The following is an 18,256-nucleotide window of genomic DNA, read 5'->3' as shown; positions in this document are numbered from 1 at the left end:
AGATCTACGGCGCACTCGAAGCCGAGCCACGCATCCTGCTCATCGACGAAGTACAAGGACCGGGCACAAAAGCCCAGGACTATCTACATACCCTGCTGTCGTGAGAGGACCTTAAGACCGTGTCCTACGTGGTGAGGCGGACGAGTCGTTTGTAGCAGCAGAGGGCGGCGGCGGGGCCGAGAAATGCCAGGTAGTTGCGGGGATCGCGCTCGTAGCGAGGGCTCAGACGTCGGTAGCCGGACAGCCAGGACATCGTCCGCTCGATGACCCAGCGGCGGCGGCCCAATCGTTCGCTGGACTCGATGCCTTTGCGCGCGATCCGTACTCCGATGCGTTTGCCGTGTAACCATTTCCGCAGGTCGGCGCGGTCGTAGGCTTTGTCCGCGTGGAGGCGCTAGGGCTTGAAGTGGCGGCCGCGATCGGGGTCGTGTCTCGTTTGGTGACCCTCGATCATGGGCTTCAGCCCTTCGCTGTCGTGGGTGTTGCCGGCCGAGACGCCGACGAGGAGGGGCAGTCCGTTCGCGTCCGACAGGACGTGCATCTTGGAACCCGGCTTGCCGCGGTCCACGGGGCTCGGACCTGTGTGTTCGCCCCTCTTTTAGCGCGGACGTGGGCGGTGTCGAGGACGACGCGGGTGACATCGATGAGGCCGGCGTCGTCGAGCAGGTGCAGCACGGCCTCGTGCAGCCGCCCCCAGACACCGGCTCTCGACCAGATCAAGAAGCGGCGGTGAGCCGTCGACTTCGATATGCCGAAGCACGGCGGCAGTTGACGCCAGGCGCAGCCGCTGACCAGGACGTAGACGATGGCCGCGAACAGCGTCTCATCAGGCGTGTCCTGCGTTCCGCCGCCCTGCGGCCGCACTCGAGATGGCGGGATCAGCGGCCTCGCGATCTCCCACAGCCCGTCCGGAACAATCCAACTCCACGTACCCCGCCCCATACATGGCTCAACGAGCCCTCACTACGTAGGACACGGTCTAAAAGTTCATCTCATTTGGCTGAGTACGCTGTCGGTCGTGGTGGGGATCGTTGAACGGCTGGTGCCGGACGAGTTGTGGGAACTGTTCCAGCGGGTGGTGCCCGAGGCGCCAACTCGGCCTCAAGGTGGTGGTCGGCGTCGCCACGGTGACCGTGAGGTGCTGGCCGCGATCGTGTTCGTGTCGACGTCGGGCTGTACATGGCAGCAGCTCCCCACCGCTTCCTTCGGGCCGTCGGGTGCGACGGCTCACCGCCGTTTCACCGAGTGGACCCATGCCAGGGTGTGGGCCAAGCTGCACCGCTTAGTCCTCGACGAGCTCGGCTCACGCGGCGATGTCGACTGGTCCCGCTGCGCGATCGATTCGGTGAATATGTGGGCCCTGAAAAGGGGGATCTGACAGGTCCGAATCCTGTCGACCGGGGCAAATACGGAGCGAAGATCCACCTGATCACCGACCGGAACGGTATGCCCCTGTCTGTCGGTATCTCCGGAGCCAACGTCCACGACAGCCAGGCCCTGGTCCCGCTCGTTCAGGGCATCCCACCCGTCCGCTCCCACCGCGGGCCTCGGCGACGCAGACCGGCAGAACTCCACGCCGACAAGGGCTACGATTACGCCCACCTGCGGCGATGGTTATCGGCACGTGGCATTCGACACTGGATCGCCCGCAAGGGAATGGACAGTTCCCAGCGGCTGGGCCGCCATCGTTGGGTCGTAGAACGGACCATCTCGTGGCTGGCCGGCTGCCGCCGCCTGCACCGGCGCTACGAACGCAAGCCCGAACACTTCCTCGCCTTCACAAGTATCGCCTGCACCCTCATCTGCCTGCGTCGCCTCACGAGCTGATGTGCCGCTGCAACAGCTTGACGGCCAGGTCATGGCCGTAGTGAAGGGCGAGGTCCATGGGTGTTTGTCCGCCCGGGTCTGGGAGTTGCGGGTCGGCACCGAAGGCCAGGAGCACTGCGGTTGTATGCACGGTCAGCGGGCTGCCGCTTTGCAGGGCGCCATCGCCTTCCATGTCGATGGCGTGTGTCAGGAGCGTAATGTTGTCGCATACCTCATCGGGGTCGCTTCCCTTGGCCAACAGCTGAGCCAAGGTCTGTGCGTCCTCGCTCTCGACCGCTTGATGGGCCGGTGTCCAGGTGTTCTCCATGGCGGCATTCAACCGTTGCCGCACCACCCGGCCAGTGCTTTTCTCAGCCTCTGTAAGAGGACTGACACTGCTAACGAGTGTCGTTGATATCTGACTCGTGGGGGGTGTGAGGAGGGGTCTCGCGTCCACCGGCAGCCTGCACGCCAGTCGTGAGCGAGGTGCGGCCGCAGTGGCCGACGGCCTGATGCGCCACAGGCGTTCGCTCAATGGTGAGTTGAGTGCGCCTACGGCTTGGTTGCCGAAGTCGAGGAATCCACCGTCAGCACTGGCAGCCCAGACCCGCACGGATAGATGGGCACCCCGAACGCTGACACGCGGGGATCGACCCAGTGGTGCAGACCACCGTGGAGTTCACCCGCACAGATCCGGACGGGTCCGCCACCATCACCCCGCCGTCCGCGACGTCGGAGCCGACCCTGTCGGACTTCGCCAAGGACGACTGTTCCAAGCCTGACAAGCAGGACCGCCGAGTGTGCTTCACCCTTGACCAGAGCAACAAGGACAAGGCGAAGCGGTCCAAAGCGCCCAGGCCCGGCAAGACCAGGGAGACCAAGCAGACCTTCACTGATGCCTCTGCCGAGGCTGCGGAGGGATCCCCGACCCCGGGCGGCAACGACGCGGTGGACCTGGTCGATTGGTGCACCAACGCCGCTGACGGCCTGGACTACATGAACCGCACCGAAGCCTGCCTGAAGGATCTGGGCGAAGGCGAGCTGTACTTCTTCGACTCAGACCCGCAGAAGCCGGGCATCGGGCGTGGCACGTTCCTGTTCGAGCAGCGCATGAAGACCTACCGCAACAAGTCGGAGAGCGGCAGCGACTTCGCCGAGTTCGACCAGCAGTTGGTCATCATCCCCACCTACATCGACCCCGCCCTTCAAAGCGTCACGATGAAGTGGAACGTCGCCTCATCCTGCTCGTCCTGTGATGTCGCGCCGATCCAGTGGACCGACGACGGCGCCAACCCGACCGCGGATGCCCACTGGACGTACGTCCCGACCAGCGACTACTCCGGCCGTTGGGCACCGTCGTAACCCGGTGGACGGGCACGGGCAAGGAGCAGATCGACCTGGACTGGTCCATCACCGCCAGCGTCGACGCCAGCAACTCCGTCGATGCCACCGCCGAGCAGCGGCATCGACGCGGTGCGCGAACTGGCTCCCCGCTGCGACGACATCACCCGAGGCGCGGTCACACCGGGACGCGTATTCCCCTTCTTCAAGCCGACCTTCACTGTCGACACCAACCTCTACCCGGCCGCCGGCGCCTACTACTGGGTCATGCAGGAACGCATGCCCGACCATGCCGGATCGAAGAAGTGGGACAGCCTCCTGCACTACCTCGGTCCGGACACCACGGTGAAAAACCCGTCCACCGGCGCGGCCTGGTCCTCGGACGACAGCCGCAAGGTGGTATGCCCGTCCACGTGGTCCAAGCACCCCGCCGACCCGATCGTGGGCAGCACCGACTGCGACGAGTACGCCCCCGCCTCCACTCACGAGAGCGGCGGGTTCCCCGGCGGTATCAACCAGGTCACCGACGGCAGCAAGTGCGCCAAGCTGTACACGGACTGGGCGTTCAACGGTGTCGGTGACGGGTCGACGTCGTTCGGCCTGTTCGCTGACACCCGCACCGCGACAAACGGCCCCACCGGCAGTGAACGATGCGGACAGGCAGCCATCGACTCCGCGCAGAACCAGGGCGCCTTCAGCAAGTTCCAGCCCAGCGTGTGGCGACTGCTGGACAAGGACGGGTTCTTCGTCGACACCCCCGGCTTCAACCACTGCTCGGGAACGACGACGACCTGCACCTGGCGAAAGGTCTAGCACCGCCCAGGCCTCGGACACAGAATAGGAAGGGGGGCGGCTGGGTTCCTTATCCGACCGCCCCCCCTTCCACGCTCCCGTGTGTCAGCCGGTGAACTACTCCCACGCAGCGGCCTCATCCGCGGCGAGCGGCGGCCCCCACATCAGCCGGCCGCCGATCAGCCCCGGCAGGTAGCCGGTGGCCAGCTGCGGATGCTCCAGCTTGTCGGCCATCTCCTCCAGCAGCATGCTCAACGTCTGGTCTCCGACCGTGCTCACACTCGTGTCGTCCCAGTGCCCGATCCTGCCCGTCTCAGTGTCGAGGAACAGGCCGTAACTGGTGTCGGTCACCGACCATGAGCAGAACGGAATCCATGACGGCTTCCACACCCTCGCCTCTTCGAAGCCCCGCTGGGCTTGTAGATCGCGTTGATGCTCCCACTGCCGCCGGTACAACGACGACTTGTGGACGCTGATCACCCGGGCCGCAGGCGGTGACGGACCGGCTAGGCCTGCCGGGCGTCCTGTACGTCCTCCACAACGACATAGCCTGGCAACTGCTGCCGCTGGAGCCGAGATTCGGCTCGGGGAGACCTACTGGCGGTGCTTGGAACGGTGGCAGCAGGCCGGTGCCTTCGACCAACTGCACCGCGTGTTGCTCGCCGAGCTGAACGTGGCCGGCGAACTCGACTGGTCGAGAGCATATGTGGACGGCGTCCCGCATCCGCGCCATAAAAGGGGAGCCGACACCGGTCCGTCGCCGGTCGTTGATCGTCTGGTGCTCCAAGGCGCGGCCAGCGTTGCTGTTGTGCGCTCGCATCTCGATTCGACGCCTGCGTCACTGATGTCTTCGCCATCAACGGCCCGAAAGAGGTTTTCACGGCGCTGGGTGTCACTGCACCTTCGTGATGCCTACTGGATGGTGGCGCTGGCACGGCAGCCAGAGCAGACTTTCGGGCTGCGGGGGCCGTAGCGGTGGATCGCAGTGGCGCACAGCATGCAGGGGCCGATCTCCCAGGGCGGGCACCTCAGCTCCGCAGCGACGGCCAGGCGCTCGCGCGGGGACAGGCGCAACGCGATAGGCCGAGTGGGCTGGAGCAGGGTGTGGTCGGGTGCATTGTCGAAGGTGTGCAGTCCGGTGCCGGAGGTCAGCTCTCGCTGCGGGCGCGGACCGCTGCTGTGGGGGCCCTCTTCGCCGTAGCGGCACGAACTGTCCAGCACTTGCTCGGTGTAGGTGACCGCTTCGTTCTCGGCTGGAGAGGAGTCGGGTGCAAGGCCGCTCTCTCCGGTGATCTCACGCCAGCGCTGCACATCGCGGGCCAGGGCCCACACGTAGGAGGTACGTCGGGCGTCGCGCCGGTTGCGTGTGTGCACGGGTAGGTGCTCACCATCGGCGCTCGTGACGATGAGCTCGTCTAGCGCGGTGGCGCGCTCCTGGGGGATGCACAGAGCCGGCAGGAACCAGCCGCTGTGCCACCTGTCGCAGGCACCGGCGGCTTCGGGGCAGGGGCGCTCACTGGCGGAGGTGCACTTCCAGATCTGCAGATGACGGACACCACCACGGATGATCATGGCAAGCGGAGAGACGATGCGCTGCCAGGGCACGTCGTCGACGCGGGCCCAGGGTGCACGGTGAGATCCGAGGTGACGTCAGCGGTGACCCACAGGGGGGCGATGTTGCGCTCGCGTGCTCGCTGAGAACGACGCCGCACGGTGTTGGCGGTGATGGGGGAGTACTGGGCCTCCCACCCGATACGCCCGCCGGCCCCGGTGACGAGCACATCAGTGATCACTCGTCCGTCGTCCGATCGTGCCTCGGTCTGCACGTTCAGTCCGTGGCGGGCGGCGGTACGGGCGATGCGTTCCTTCATCGCCTTGTGCTTGTCGCTTTCCTGAGGGGCAGCGACGTGGGTGAGAGGCAGATGCGCCGCTACCCAGACGACCTTGTCACCGCGGCGCTGACGCCGGACGAACATCCACGGTGATTTACCGTCGAGAGCGCAGTGGCACTGCCCGCCCCTGCGGTCCTTCAGGCATTGCAGCAGATGCCGGGGACGCTCGCCTACTGACCGGGTGATCTCCCCCAGCAGCCCGTCATACTCTGGGTTGCCGAGGTCCTCACGGGACAAATTGATCTCTATGTCGTACCCGGTGTGGTACACCCCATTGGCCATGTAATGACGGTAGGTCGTGACAAGGTGCCCTGAACAGGGGGCAAAATTCCACTCGCGCACCCCACGGCAAGCGCGACAGGCATCCCCGTCGGGTGCGAATCCGAGTACGTCCAGGCAATGCCGCCTTGCGTTCGAACCGCCAATGGCTCACGCCTCTTGGCTCCCCTCCCTGGCTAACGAAGCACCCGGGATATCCCTGCTGCCCGTGGTCGGCCTGCGGCAATCGGGCCTCAAGAAGCGGGGCGCTCCGCCTCGTGCTTTCGGGTAACTCGAGCGGCCAAGGGCGGGCGGGGCGGCTGCGCGACGCAGCCATACGCTGAACCCGTGTCCAAGAGTTCCCAGCCAGGCGTCAGCGCCATCACTCAGGGGTGGCTGGTCCGGTGCTGGGAGCGGTCCCGCTGATCCGGCGGCCCGGCCATGCCGGGGCCGCCGCCGAATCAGTGGGGGTGTCCAGTCCAGCGGTGGGCCAGGATGTCCTACGGTCGTCGCCTCCTGGCAGCGGTGCTCGGTCTGCACGTACGCCCAGAGGGACCAGCCGACGGCACGGTGGAGTCTCGCAGAACGGACCGGGCCTCGACCGAGGCTGGCGGATCCGGCGCGTTGTCCTTCTTCGCCGTGCCTGTCGCCGTCCTGTCCGGAGCCGTCACTGCGATCTTCCTCCTTGCTGGCCTCGTCCTCACGTTGTTCAGTGCACAGCCGGAGGTCGCCCGGTCCATGATCACTGCTGGATGGGTGTCGGGGGCCGTGGCTGCGGGCACACTCGTCGTCCTGTTGGCCATCGCCCGTCGCCGGCCGCCTTCTCTTGATGACGAGCCGTACGGCGAGATGGGCGAAAAGGTGGCGCGGGCCAAAGAAGCGTGGCGCGAGGCCCTGCTGGAGCGCGGCATCCTGCCCTTCCTGCGGGAGGCACTGGCCGACCCCCACAGTGCCGCAGCCCCATTCTCCGCACCGCCAGCGTCGACCAGTCGTGTGCCGCACCTCGGCTACGACCGCCCCGGTTTTTCGCGTCCCGATGGCGGAGCCCCGCCCCGCGCCCGAGTTTCACCAGTCCGGACTACACCAGCCCAGACTTCGGCGGCCCCGATCATCAGCCGGAGTGACCCGGGCACTGCTACGTCACCCTTCACCTGAAACAGACCCCCGATCTTTGGACGTTGTTTGCAGACGCCCCCGAGGAGCGACTCCTCCACGACCCTCCAGTTGCCTGGACTGTGGGACTGCCGGAAGAGGTAGCCGGAAACCTGTGAAGCTGCGCGGCCATCACCGCCAAGCTCTCCGTGGGCCTTCGGTCGCGCACTGCTCAGGCGGCCGGAGGTGGGGCGGGGTGGGTGTCGATCCATGACAGGCCGCCGAGGTCGAGGATCACCAATGTTTTGCGCAAATTCGCAACCACTGTGAGTCGACGCCTGTATGTCGCGCCGCGTCGGGGCTTGTCCTCCGTTCACTCGCACCTCAACGGTGGAGTCAGGTCTGCAGAGCGATGGCATTCTCAGAGCTCGCCCTCCTGTATGTGCCTGACGAGCGTTCAGAGCTTGCTGAACTGGCCTCTGGTCGGTACACCCTGGCGCGACAGCCGCGCGGCGAGCAGCTGCAAGATCATCGGCATGCGCGTCTTCGACCGCTCCCGAGTGCCGCGCCTGTTCCTCAGGTTCTATGGGGGCGGGGGAGGTGTATTGAGGCAGCTCAGGCTAGATTCGGACAAGTGTGCGTGATGCGGATCGCGCTTGATTGACTCGGTCGGTAACTCTGCATTAACTCTGTGCTTCCTGTGTGAATTTTGTGACGGAGGGTGGGCTCCGTGAAGCGGGGGGTGGGGGCTGTGTTCGTTCTGCGTGCGCGAAGAACGCGCGGGATGCTGCTGGGGGGTGTGGCCGCATCGTTGGTGCTGTCCGCACTGCCGATGCTGCCGGCTGCGGCGGCGGCAGCGGCAACCACGCCTGCAGCGGCCACTGTTGTGGACGAGTCGACCGCACTGGAGCAGGCGAAGGCTTCCGGCGAGCCCGTGGAGGTGATAGCTGACCGCACCGAGTACTCCACCACGCACGCCAACCCGGACGGCACCTTCCTGCTCACTCAGTCCTCCACGCCTCAGCGCGTCAAGCGGGAGGACGGCAGTTGGCGGCCCGTTGATCCCACGCTGGAGCGTCGGCCTGATGGGCGGATCGTCCCCAAGGGAACCGCGGTCGACCTGTCCTTCTCCGGCGGTGGTTCCGGCTCCGACATGCTCCGCATGGGCAAAGACGGCCGGTCCGTCACCCTCGGCTGGGGCGACCCGTTGCCCGAGCCGACCTTGAAGGGTGCAACAGCCACCTATGCCGATGTGTTGGACGGGGTGGATCTGCAACTGACGGCGACTGCCGAGGGGTACCGCGAGGTACTCGTCGTGACGACGCCTGCCGCCGCCGCCAATCCCGAGCTAGAGCAGGTCAAGCTCACCGCATCCGGCGACGGGCTGACCGTGGTTCCTGGTGCCGGTGGCGGTCTGCGGGCCGTCGATGAGGACGGCAATGCCCTCTTTAGAGGGCCGGCCGGGCAGATGTGGGACTCGGCCGGTGATGACACCCAGTCCGGTCCGCAGCCCCAACTCCTGGCAGCCAAGGCTGAGGCGGTCGTGAACGAGCCCGGGGAAGACGATCCTTCACAACCGGGCGAAGGAGATGCCAGCGCGGTACTGCCGGTCAAGGTGGACAACGACACCGTGGCCGTGCACCCCGACCTGGACCTGCTTCGTGGCAAGGACACCGTCTACCCGGTGTACATCGACCCCTCCGTCGGCCTGGGTGCCCAGGAGCGCACGAAAATCTCCTCCGACGGCGACAAGTTCTGGATGTTCGACGGCGGCAAAGGCGTCGGCAAGTGCGGGACTGCCGACGGCTATTCGTGCGGAACCGGCTACGTCGACCGCATGTACTTCGAGTTCGCCCCGACGAAACTCGCCGGCAAGTACGTACTGGACGCCACCTTCCGGGCCCGCGAGACCTGGTCGTACAACTGCAATCCCTACTGGGTGGACCTCGAGCGCACCGACAACATCTCCGAAGGCACCCGGTGGCCGGGCCCCAAGCAACTGGACCAGATGGGCGACCGGTATGTCTCCGCCGGGCGCGGTGACCTGTGCACGCCCGACCAGCCCGACGCCTGGATCGAGTTCAACGACAATCCCGACGAGGCGGACGAGAACCTCAAGAACACCGTCCGCTCCTTCGCGGACGGCAAGATCAGCCGCCTGACACTGATGCTGCGGGCCAAGGACGAAGGCGAGCCACGCGCCTGGAAGCGGTTCGACGACAACGCCGAACTGCAGGTCATCTTCGCCTACAAGCCGGGCACGCCCACCGACGTCGGCCTCATCCCTGGTGAAGGCACCACCGCGTACTGCAAGAAGTCCTCGAGCGACCCGTTGATCGTCACCCGCAAGGACCCCATCGTGCAGGCCCGCGTCCAGACGAAGGTCGAGTCCAACAAGGGCGACCAGGAAGGATCCCTGCAGGCCGAGTACGTTGTGGAACGCGGCGACGACGCGGCCTGGCACCAGGTGTGGACCGGCCATGCGCCCGATACCGGCTGGCACCCGGACGGCACGCTGGAAAAGCTCCGCATGAGCAACCGGGCCGACGGCGGCCTGTACCGCTACAAGGCCCGCACCCAGTCCCACTGGTCCTACAGCGGAAAGTCCGGCGACCTGTTCTCCGGTTACAGCTCCTGGTGCTACTTCAAGATCGACTCGACGGCGCCGAAGCCGCCCCGCATCACTGCCGGCTCCCCGTATACCGCATGCGCAGCGAACGTCTGCGAAGGAAAGGGGGGCCCGGGCGTGCCCGGCTCCTTCACTTTCCAGCCGAACACCGCCGACATCAACACCAGCGGCAAAACCGATATCACTGGCTATGAGTGGAAGCTGCTGTCCACACCTGCCAAACCGGTCGCCGGCACCCTCAAGGTCACCGTCCCGAACGTGACCCCGCCGCTGTCAGGCACCCAGGTGCTATCGGTACGCGCGAAGGACGTCTACAACCGGTGGGGCGCCTATCAGGAGTTCACCTTCAAGGTAGCCACGGCTCAGGAAGCGGTGGGTCGCTGGCATTTCGACGGAGTTCCCGGTTCGGGCACCACGACCGCCAAGGACACCGCCACCGTCGGTACTCGGCATGACGCAACGCTGGTCGGCGAGGAAGGGACCGGCTGGTCGACCAGGGCGCGACGCGGCGAGGCGGACTACGCGCTGCGTCTGAACGACGACACCAGCGACCCGGCTCAGCAGACCGGCTACGCAGCCACGTCCGCCCCTGCGGTCAACACCCGAGACTCCTTCGCCGTCTCCGCCTGGGTGCAGCTGTCCAACGCCTCCGCCAACCGGGCCGTGCTGTCCGCGCCGGGAACGAACGGCAGCTCCTTCACGCTTTACTACTCCGCCGCGTACAAGAAGTGGGTCTTCAACCGCGCAGACAAGGACTCGGCGAGCCCGGTGTACATCCGCTCGCTGTCCGACCAGGAAAACCCGCCGCTCAACGTGTGGACGCATGTGGCGGGCGTCTTCAAGACCGAGGGTGATGACAACCTCCCGGACACCGATCCGGCCAACGACACCATCCAGCTGTTCATCAACGGCCAGCCCCAAGGCCAGCCGGTCGTCCTGTCCAAGGCCGCCCCCACGTACACCCCGTGGACTGCAAGCGGGGGACTGCAGTTCGGCCGCTCCAAGGCGGCTGGCAAGTACGTCGACCACCACTTCGGGCTGCTCGACGAAGCCGTTGTCTGGCAGCGCGCCCTGCAGCCAGCTGAGGTCGCCAACGAAGCCAGGGTGCTGCAGGGCGGAGTGCCGGCCAACGAACTGGTCGCGCACTGGGACGCCACCACCGCCAAGGGCACCCAGGTCGCGGAGACCACGGCCTATCCGCTGTCGTCGATGACACTGTCCGGATCCGGCGCCACGCTGAACGAGGAGGACAACGCGCTGTTCCTGAACGGCACCGCCGGGTACGCCGCAGCCACCGGACCCGTGGTCGACGAGACCGGCTCCTTCACGGTGTCGGCGAGCGTCCGCCTCGATTCAGCGGCCCTCAACGCCAAGCCGGTCGGATACCAGGCACAGGTAGCCGCCCAGCGCCTGAGCGGAGAGTCCTCGTGGGCGCTGTGGGTAATGAAGCCCGGCGACGGCATCTACCAGTGGAAGTTCACCCGCACCGCAGTGGGGCCGGACGGCAAGGTCACCCAGAGCGCGCAGGTGCGGGCAGCGGACGTAGCCGCCACCGACACGTGGGTCCAGATCACGGGCACCTTTGACGCACAAGAGGCCTGGGAGTGGACCAGTCCCACCGACGGCACAACGGAATCCCGCTACGGACAACTCCACCTCTACGTAGGCGAATTCGACCAGCCATCGGAGGAGACGCCCGGCTTCTCCACGCCGCAGCAGGGCAGTGGTGAGCTGAGCGTAGGCCGCGGAACCGCCTCAGGTAAGACTGGCAACTATCTGCCCGGCGGCCTGCAGGACCTCAGGCTCTGGACCGGAGCCATGACCGCCGACCAGGTTCGCTCCCAGGTGCTGGACACGCCCAACACCACCTGAGACATGCCCTGAGCCAGATCTGTCGGTGCTGGACGGCCGCGCGAGCGTGCCCGGCCACCCAGCGTCGGCAGATCGGGCCCCCTTTCCCCCTCCTCTTTTTTCTCCGTCTCGACGGCCCGCGTCCGGCGCGCCGCCCCGGCGCCGTACAGGAAGACACGACATGAACCCCCTCGGCATACCCGGCTCCGGCCCGGGCCGCAGGAGCGAGATCACCAGACGCTGGTCCCGCCGCCTGGCCGCAGCCACTGGACTGGCCATGCTCCCCGGCCTGCTCACCCCCGTAGCCTTCGCCGCTGACTCCGACCCCCTGGGCGCTCCCCGTCTGAAGGAGGCCCGCTCGGCCAAGGTCAGCCCGTTCACCGCGAAGGTGAACAAGAAGGCCGCCGCCACGGTGAAGAAGTCCGCGGAAGCGGACCAGGCGGCAATTGCCCGCGCACGCCGTGACCGCTCGCAGCAGACCACCTGGCCCAAGGCAGGCAAAGCGCACGTGAGCCTGCCGGCCAAGGGCACCGCCAAAGCCAACCCTGGGACCCTGCCTATCACCCTGACTGCCCCGGCCAAGAGCCAGGCAGCTGAGCCCATCACGGTTGAAGTCCTCGATCAGAAGGCGGCGGCGAAGCTCGGCATCAAAGGCGTCGCCCTGAAACTCACGGGCCCCAAGAACGGCGGCAAGAGGCGGCTGGGCCTGGACTACTCGGCCTTTGCCTCCGCCTACGGAGGCGACTGGGCCGGTCGCCTGCAGCTCACGCGCCTGCCCGGCTGCTCGCTGACGGATCCGACCACAGCGAAATGCCGCAAACGCCTCCCACTCGATTCAACCAACGATCGCTCGAAGAAGCAGGTATCGGCGCCCATCAACCTGCCATCCTCCGGCACGCCCATGATGCTGGCACTGGCCGCTGGGACGCAGTCCGGGGCCGGTGACTACAAGGCAACCCCGCTGTCGGCCTCCTCGACCTGGGAAGCAGGCGGTTCTTCGGGCACGTTCACCTGGTCCTACCCTCTGCGGGTGCCGCCGGCCGCAGCCGGGCCCCAGCCCACGCTGTCCCTCTCGTACGACTCAGGTGCCGTCGACGGGCGCACCGCGAGCACCAACAACCAGGGCAGCCAGATCGGCGAGGGCTTCGACCTGACCTCGTCCTACATCGAGCGCAAGTACGGCTCCTGTGACGACGACGGCCATGACGACAAGTTCGACCTGTGCTGGAAGTACGACAACGCCTCTCTCGTCCTCAACGGCCAGGCCACCGAGCTGGTCAAGGACGACACCACCGGCAAATGGCGGCTGAAGAACGACGACGCCTCCACCGTCACCCGCTCCACCGACGCCGACAACGGTGACGACAACGGCGAGTACTGGACGGTCATCACAGGCGACGGCACCAAGTACGTCTTCGGCCTGAACAAGCTGGAGGGCGCCGGAACCGACGACCGCACCCGGTCGGTGTGGACCGTACCCGTGTTCGGCGACGACGAAGGCGAGCCCGGCTACGCCGACGGAACCTCGTTCTCCGGCCGTTCCAAGACTCAGGCCTGGCGGTGGAACCTCGACTACGTCGAAGACACCCACGACAATGCCATGTCCTACTGGTACACGGCCGAGCACAACAACTACGACAAGCTCGGCGACGACACCACCGGCACCGACTACGTCCGCGGCGGCTACCTCAAGGAGATCCGCTACGGCCAGCGCGCCAGCGCCCTGTTCTCCGGCTCTCCCGACGCCTCGAACAAGGTGGTCCTCGACTACGCGGAGCGCTGCCTCGCATCCGGCACCGGTTGCGACTCGCTGACCGAGGACAAGCGGGACAACTGGCCGGACGTGCCGTTCGACGCCGTCTGCAAGGACGATGCCAAGTGCACCGGCAACACCGGCCCGACCTTCTTCACCCGCAAACGGCTCACCACCGTCACCACCTACGCGTGGAACGCGGCGGCCACCACCCCGGCCTTCGACCCTGTGGACGTCTGGTCCCTGAAACAGAACTACCTGGACCCGGGCGACACAGGTGACTCCTCCGATCAGTCGCTGTGGCTGGACGAGATCAAGCACACCGGCAAGCGCGGCACCGACCTGTCGCTGGACCCCGTCAAGTTCACACACGAGATGCGAGCCAACCGGGTCGACGGAACCGACGACATCCTGCCCCTGCACAAGCCACGCCTGAAGACCGTCACCTCCGAGACCGGCGCGCAGACCATCGTCACCTACCTGGACGCCGACTGCACCGCCGGCCAGACCATGCCCAAGGTCGACCAGAACACCACGCGCTGCTACCCGGTGTACTGGTCCCCCAACGGCGAACAGGATCCCATCCTCGACTGGTTCCAGAAGTACCCGGTCAGTGCGGTGCAGACCACCGATCCGCGCGGCGGCTCGGAGGCGGTGCAGCACACCTACCAGTACTCTTCCAATGGTGGCGCCTGGCACTACAACGAGGACCCGCTCACCCCAGCCAAGGAGCGCACCTGGTCCATCTGGCGCGGCTTTGAGAAGGTCACCCACCTCGCCGGCATCTCGACCGGAACCCAGAGCAAAACGGTCACCGTGTACCTGCGCGGCATGCACGGCGACCGCGTCCTGGGGCCGGACGGCAAGACCCCCGATCCAGACGCCCGCAAAACGGCGGAAGTTCCCGGCATCAAGGCCAGCAAGATCACCGACTCCGACCAGTACGCGGGATTCACCCGCGAGACGGTCACCTACAACGGCACCACCGAAGTCGCCGGCACGATCAACGATCCCTGGTCAAAGCGCACCGCAACCCAGCACAAGTCCTACGCGGACATTGAGGCGTACTACGTCCGCACCGGTGCCACCCATTCCCGCACCAACATCACCAGCAAGCTCGCCCCCTACGACCGGGTGCGCACGGTAAAGACCACCTTCGACGACTACGGCATGGCCGCCACCGTCGAGGACCAGGGCGACACCGCGGTTACCGGCGACGAGAAGTGCACCCGCACCTGGTACGCCCGCAACAACGCCAAGGGCATCAACTCCCTGGCATCGCGCACCCGGACAGTGGCCAAGCCCTGCTCCACCGCCGACTCGGCACTCGACCTGCCGGCCGACTCCAGCCGTCCCGGTGACGTCATCGCCGACACCGCCACCGTCTACGACGACGCGACGGCCACCGCCTGGTCAGCCGCCCAGACACCCACCAAGGGAGACGCGACCTGGACCGGACGGGCCAAGGGCTACGGCAGTGACGATGCGCCCGCCTGGCAGAAGGTGGCCACTGCCACCTTCGACACGCTCGGCCGCCCGCTCATCGTCAAGAACACCAACGGCCTCCAGGTCTCCAAGACCACCTACACCCCGACCGCAGCCGGCCCTCTGACCGAGACCACTGTCGAAGACGCCAAGCTGTACAAGACGACGACCAACGTCGACTACGTCACCGGCGCGCCACGGAAGGTGACCGACCCCAACAACAAGGTCACAGAAACCGAGTACGACAGTCTCGGTCGCCTGACCAAGGTGTGGCTGCCCAACCGCCTCAAGGCACTGAATAAAACACCCAACTACGTCTACGCCTACAACGTCACCAGTTCAGCCATGTCCTGGGTGTCCACAGGGACCTTGAAAGGCGACGGCTCCGGCTACAACACCAGCTACACCTTCTACGACTCACTGCTGCGCACCCGCCAGACCCAGTCACCGACCCCGCAAGGCGGTCGGCTCGTCTCGCTGAACCTCTACGACACCAGAGGCCTGGCGGCCAGCCAGCAGTCGGACATCTGGGACAGCACCTCAGCCCCCACATCCACCCCGGTGCAAACCTCCGCCGGTCAGGCACCGATTCAGACGGACACCACCTACGACGGCGCCGGCCGCCCGATCAAGGCGGTCACCAAGACACACGGCACCACCCGCTGGACGACCACCACCTCCTATACCGGTGACACGGTCAGCACCAGCGCCCCCAACGGCGGCCAGGCCACCGCAGAAGTGACCAACGCCCTGGGCCAAACAACCGAACGCCGTGAGTACGGCGGCCCGCAACCGACTGGAACCGACTTCACCAAAACCACTCTCAGCTACACGCCAGCAGGCCAGCAGGAAACCATCACAGGCCCTGACCAGGCCAAGTGGTCCTACACCTACGACCTGTTCGGCCGACAGGTCACGGCAACAGACCCGGCCAAGGGCAAGAGCACCACCGAATACAACACCCTCGACCAGGCCGTCAGCACCACGCCGAACGCCGACACCAACAAGAAACTGCTCTACGAGTACGACGACCTCGGCCGCAAGACAGGCATGTGGCAGGTCGCCAAGACGGACACCAACAAGCTCGCAGCCTGGACATTCGACACCCTCGCCAAGGGGCAGCAAGACACCGCGGTCCGCTACGACGGCGGCCTCACCGGCAAGGCATACACCCAGAAGGTCACCGCCTACGACAACCTCTACCAGGTCACCGGCAGCCAGCTGCTGCTGCCCGACACCGAGCCTCTGGTGACCGCCGGCGTGCCGAAGAGCCTGTCGTTCAGCACCGGCTTCAACCTGGACGGGACGACCAGCCAGTACGCCGCGCCGGCCATTGGAGGGCTGCCCTCCGAGACGGTCTCCTACAAGTACGACTCGACCGGCCACCAGATCACCTCCAGCGGCACCACCGGCTATCTCCAGAGCGCCACGTTTTCCCCTCAGGGCGATCTGCGCCAACTCGCCCTCGGGATGGATCCCGCGACCTCGTCGAAAAAGGCATATCTCAACTGGGACCACGAGCCGGGCACCCGCCGTCTCACCCGCTCCTACGTCACCGATGACGTGCACGGCTACATGCCCCAGGAGCTGAAGTTCACCCAGGACGACGCCGGCAACGTCACGTCCATCTTCGACGGCACCACCCAGGGCGGAACGGCCAAAGCGGACTACCAGTGCTTCGCCTACGACGGTTACCGCCGTCTGACCGAGGCCTGGACCCCCAAGGTCGCGGACTGCACAGCCTCCGGGCGGGTGATGGCCAACATCGACGGCTCAGCCCCCTACTGGACCTCCTACACCTACAACCCGGCTGGACAGCGCAAGACCGAAACCAAGCACACCTCCTCAGGTGACCAGACCACCACCTACACCTACGACGACACGACGAAGGACACCAAGCCGCACACGCTGGACAAGACCACCGGCGCCCGGACCGGCAGCTACTCCTACGACAGCAGCGGCAACACCACCTCCCGCCCCGGTCCGACAGCCCAGCAGACACTGGCCTGGAACAACGAAGGTGAACTGACCAAACTCACCGAGAGCACGAAGGAGACCACCTACCTCCACGACGCAGCCGGCGAACTGCTACTGCGCAGAGCAAAGGGTGATGGCGACACCGTCCTCTACCTGCCCGGCGGCAACGAGATCCGCCTGACAGTCAAGGGCACGACGAAGACCCTCTCCGGCACGCGCTACTACACCGCCAATGGCCAAACCATCGCGGTGCGCACGGCGGCGTCGGGCACCTCGGGCACGAAGCTCAACTTCCTGGCCGCAGACCACCACGGCACATCAAGCATTGCCCTCGAGGCGAGCACGTACGCGATCACTAAGCGTTTCAGCACACCCTTCGGTGATGTACGGGGCCCGAAGGCGACCACATGGCCCGACGACAAGGCCTTCCTCGGCAAGCCGTCGGACGCATCCACGGGTCTCACTCACGTCGGCGCCCGCCAGTACGACCCGTCGATCGGCCAGTTCATCAGCGTCGATCCGATACTCGCCGTCGATCAGCACCAGTCCCTCAACGGCTATGCCTACGCGAACAACACGCCTGTCACATTCAGCGATCCGACAGGTTTGTGCATAGACCCTGGCAACGGTCACTGCATGCCCGATGACGGCGGCAAGCTGGGGCACCAGAAGCCGGATAAACGTTATGGCCCGCCGCCCTATGACGGCCCCTACGACGGGACACGCGAAAGCGTTGGCCTCGGTGGTGGAACGGCGAGCACCGATAGCTCCGGGAGCATCAACAGCGGTCCTCGCTACTCATGTACCGGTATGAGCCCGACCGGAATGTGCAAGGTGGTTACCGGGCCGGGGGATAAGAAGGAAAACAAGGGCAATAACAACCCGTACGGCTCATTCGACCTCTATGGCCCCCAGCCGGAGCTGGGCATAGGGGAACTCCTCCGGAGGCTTATCGAAGGGCCTGTATGTAACCCTGGGTACCCGTGTGAGGATGCGAAATACAACACTGTCCCGGTAGGGCCTGGCGGTGCTGGTCGCCCCAAGCCGGGACCGCCGCGTGGGCTGCCGGTTGCCGGTAAAATGAACCCCGAGAAAATTCGGTATACCCAGGACAGTATCAAGGGAAGTTACAAGGATGGCCGTTCTCTCGATGAGACTGTGGCTCAGTTGAGAAGCGGGGAAAAGAGAGCAGAGGATATTGCTCCGATTCGTGTATTCGAGCGAGACGGAAACATTTATTCTCTCGATAACAGGCGCTTGTATGCGTTTAAGGAGGCAGGTGTCCCTGTGCAATTTGTCAAGGCCACCCCGCGCCAAGTCGAGCAAGAAGCCTGGAAATTTACCACTAAGAACGACGGAACATCGATCAGAGTGAGGTAG

The 18,256-nt window shown here is 65.8% G+C and carries 9 protein-coding genes and 1 pseudogene; 5 read left to right on the top strand and 5 right to left on the bottom strand.

The genetic code is table 11. The features are described from left to right. Positions 1–124: 124 nt before the first annotated feature. Positions 125–942: pseudogene (locus SCNRRL3882_RS00285) on the bottom strand (IS5 family transposase). Positions 943–1,027: 85 nt separating this feature from the next. Between SCNRRL3882_RS00285 and SCNRRL3882_RS00280 the strand changes: the two are divergent. Next, positions 1,028–1,827, top strand: a protein-coding gene (locus tag SCNRRL3882_RS00280) for an IS5 family transposase (protein ID WP_231911211.1) whose coding sequence is annotated in 2 segments (ribosomal slippage) — positions 1,028–1,363 and positions 1,366–1,827 — 798 coding nt in all. Because the reading frame shifts where the segments join, the coding sequence is not laid out codon by codon here. Here SCNRRL3882_RS00280 and SCNRRL3882_RS00275 read toward each other — a convergent pair. Further along, a complete protein-coding gene (locus SCNRRL3882_RS00275; protein ID WP_010042677.1) occupies positions 1,817–2,134 on the bottom strand; it encodes an ankyrin repeat domain-containing protein in 318 nt (105 codons plus the stop codon). The two genes, SCNRRL3882_RS00280 and SCNRRL3882_RS00275, sit on opposite strands and share 11 nt — an antisense overlap. A 329-nt stretch (positions 2,135–2,463) precedes the next feature. Between SCNRRL3882_RS00275 and SCNRRL3882_RS00270 the strand changes: the two genes are divergently transcribed. Both SCNRRL3882_RS00270 and SCNRRL3882_RS00265 read left to right on the top strand, forming a co-directional pair. Further along, positions 2,464–3,168: a hypothetical protein gene (locus SCNRRL3882_RS00270; protein ID WP_010042679.1), complete on the top strand. Its 705-nt coding sequence runs from the start codon at positions 2,464–2,466 to the stop codon at positions 3,166–3,168. Positions 3,169–3,249: 81 nt separating this feature from the next. After that, positions 3,250–3,960 carry a hypothetical protein gene (locus tag SCNRRL3882_RS00265; RefSeq protein ID WP_010042682.1) on the top strand — a complete coding sequence of 237 codons (711 nt, stop codon included), beginning with the start codon at positions 3,250–3,252 and terminating at the stop codon, positions 3,958–3,960. Positions 3,961–4,056: 96 nt separating this feature from the next. Here the strand turns inward: SCNRRL3882_RS00265 and SCNRRL3882_RS00260 are convergent, their stop codons facing one another. The 3 genes from SCNRRL3882_RS00260 to SCNRRL3882_RS00250 form a co-directional block, all read right to left on the bottom strand. Next, positions 4,057–4,290, bottom strand: coding sequence for a hypothetical protein (locus SCNRRL3882_RS00260; protein WP_050810274.1), 234 nt, complete (start codon positions 4,288–4,290; stop codon positions 4,057–4,059). A 561-nt stretch (positions 4,291–4,851) separates the two neighbouring features. After that, complete coding sequence (locus SCNRRL3882_RS00255; RefSeq protein WP_158688434.1) at positions 4,852–5,544, bottom strand: hypothetical protein; 693 nt, start codon at positions 5,542–5,544, stop codon at positions 4,852–4,854. Continuing rightward, positions 5,508–6,113, bottom strand: coding sequence for a hypothetical protein (locus tag SCNRRL3882_RS00250; RefSeq protein ID WP_050810276.1), 606 nt, complete (start codon positions 6,111–6,113; stop codon positions 5,508–5,510). Before SCNRRL3882_RS00250 ends, SCNRRL3882_RS00255 begins: the two co-directional genes overlap by 37 nt. A gap of 1,900 nt (positions 6,114–8,013) precedes the next feature. On the opposite strand from SCNRRL3882_RS00250, the gene SCNRRL3882_RS00245 reads away from it, so the two are divergent. Together SCNRRL3882_RS00245 and SCNRRL3882_RS00240 are read left to right on the top strand one after the other, a co-directional pair. Then, positions 8,014–11,682, top strand: a complete 3,669-nt coding sequence (locus SCNRRL3882_RS00245; protein ID WP_050810277.1) for a LamG domain-containing protein — start codon at positions 8,014–8,016, stop codon at positions 11,680–11,682. 160 nt (positions 11,683–11,842) lie between these two features. Beyond that, positions 11,843–18,256: an RHS repeat-associated core domain-containing protein gene (locus tag SCNRRL3882_RS00240; protein ID WP_010042694.1), complete on the top strand. Its 6,414-nt coding sequence runs from the start codon at positions 11,843–11,845 to the stop codon at positions 18,254–18,256.

It is taken from the genome of Streptomyces chartreusis NRRL 3882, from assembly GCF_900236475.1.
GTDB lineage: Bacteria > Actinomycetota > Actinomycetes > Streptomycetales > Streptomycetaceae > Streptomyces > Streptomyces chartreusis_D.
The sequence above is the reverse complement of the archived record's forward strand: the minus strand, read 5'-3'. Positions and strand labels throughout refer to the sequence as shown.

Excerpts from the sequence above, each read along its gene's own strand:
- SCNRRL3882_RS00275 (WP_010042677.1), bottom strand. The coding sequence starts at position 2,134 with ATGGAGAACACCTGGACACCGGCCCATCAAGCGGTCGAGAGCGAGGAC.
- SCNRRL3882_RS00240 (WP_010042694.1), top strand. The coding sequence starts at position 11,843 with ATGAACCCCCTCGGCATACCCGGCTCCGGCCCGGGCCGCAGGAGCGAG.
- SCNRRL3882_RS00245 (WP_050810277.1), top strand. The coding sequence starts at position 8,014 with ATGCTGCCGGCTGCGGCGGCGGCAGCGGCAACCACGCCTGCAGCGGCC.
- SCNRRL3882_RS00265 (WP_010042682.1), top strand. The coding sequence starts at position 3,250 with ATGCCACCGCCGAGCAGCGGCATCGACGCGGTGCGCGAACTGGCTCCC.
- SCNRRL3882_RS00250 (WP_050810276.1), bottom strand. The coding sequence starts at position 6,113 with ATGGCCAATGGGGTGTACCACACCGGGTACGACATAGAGATCAATTTG.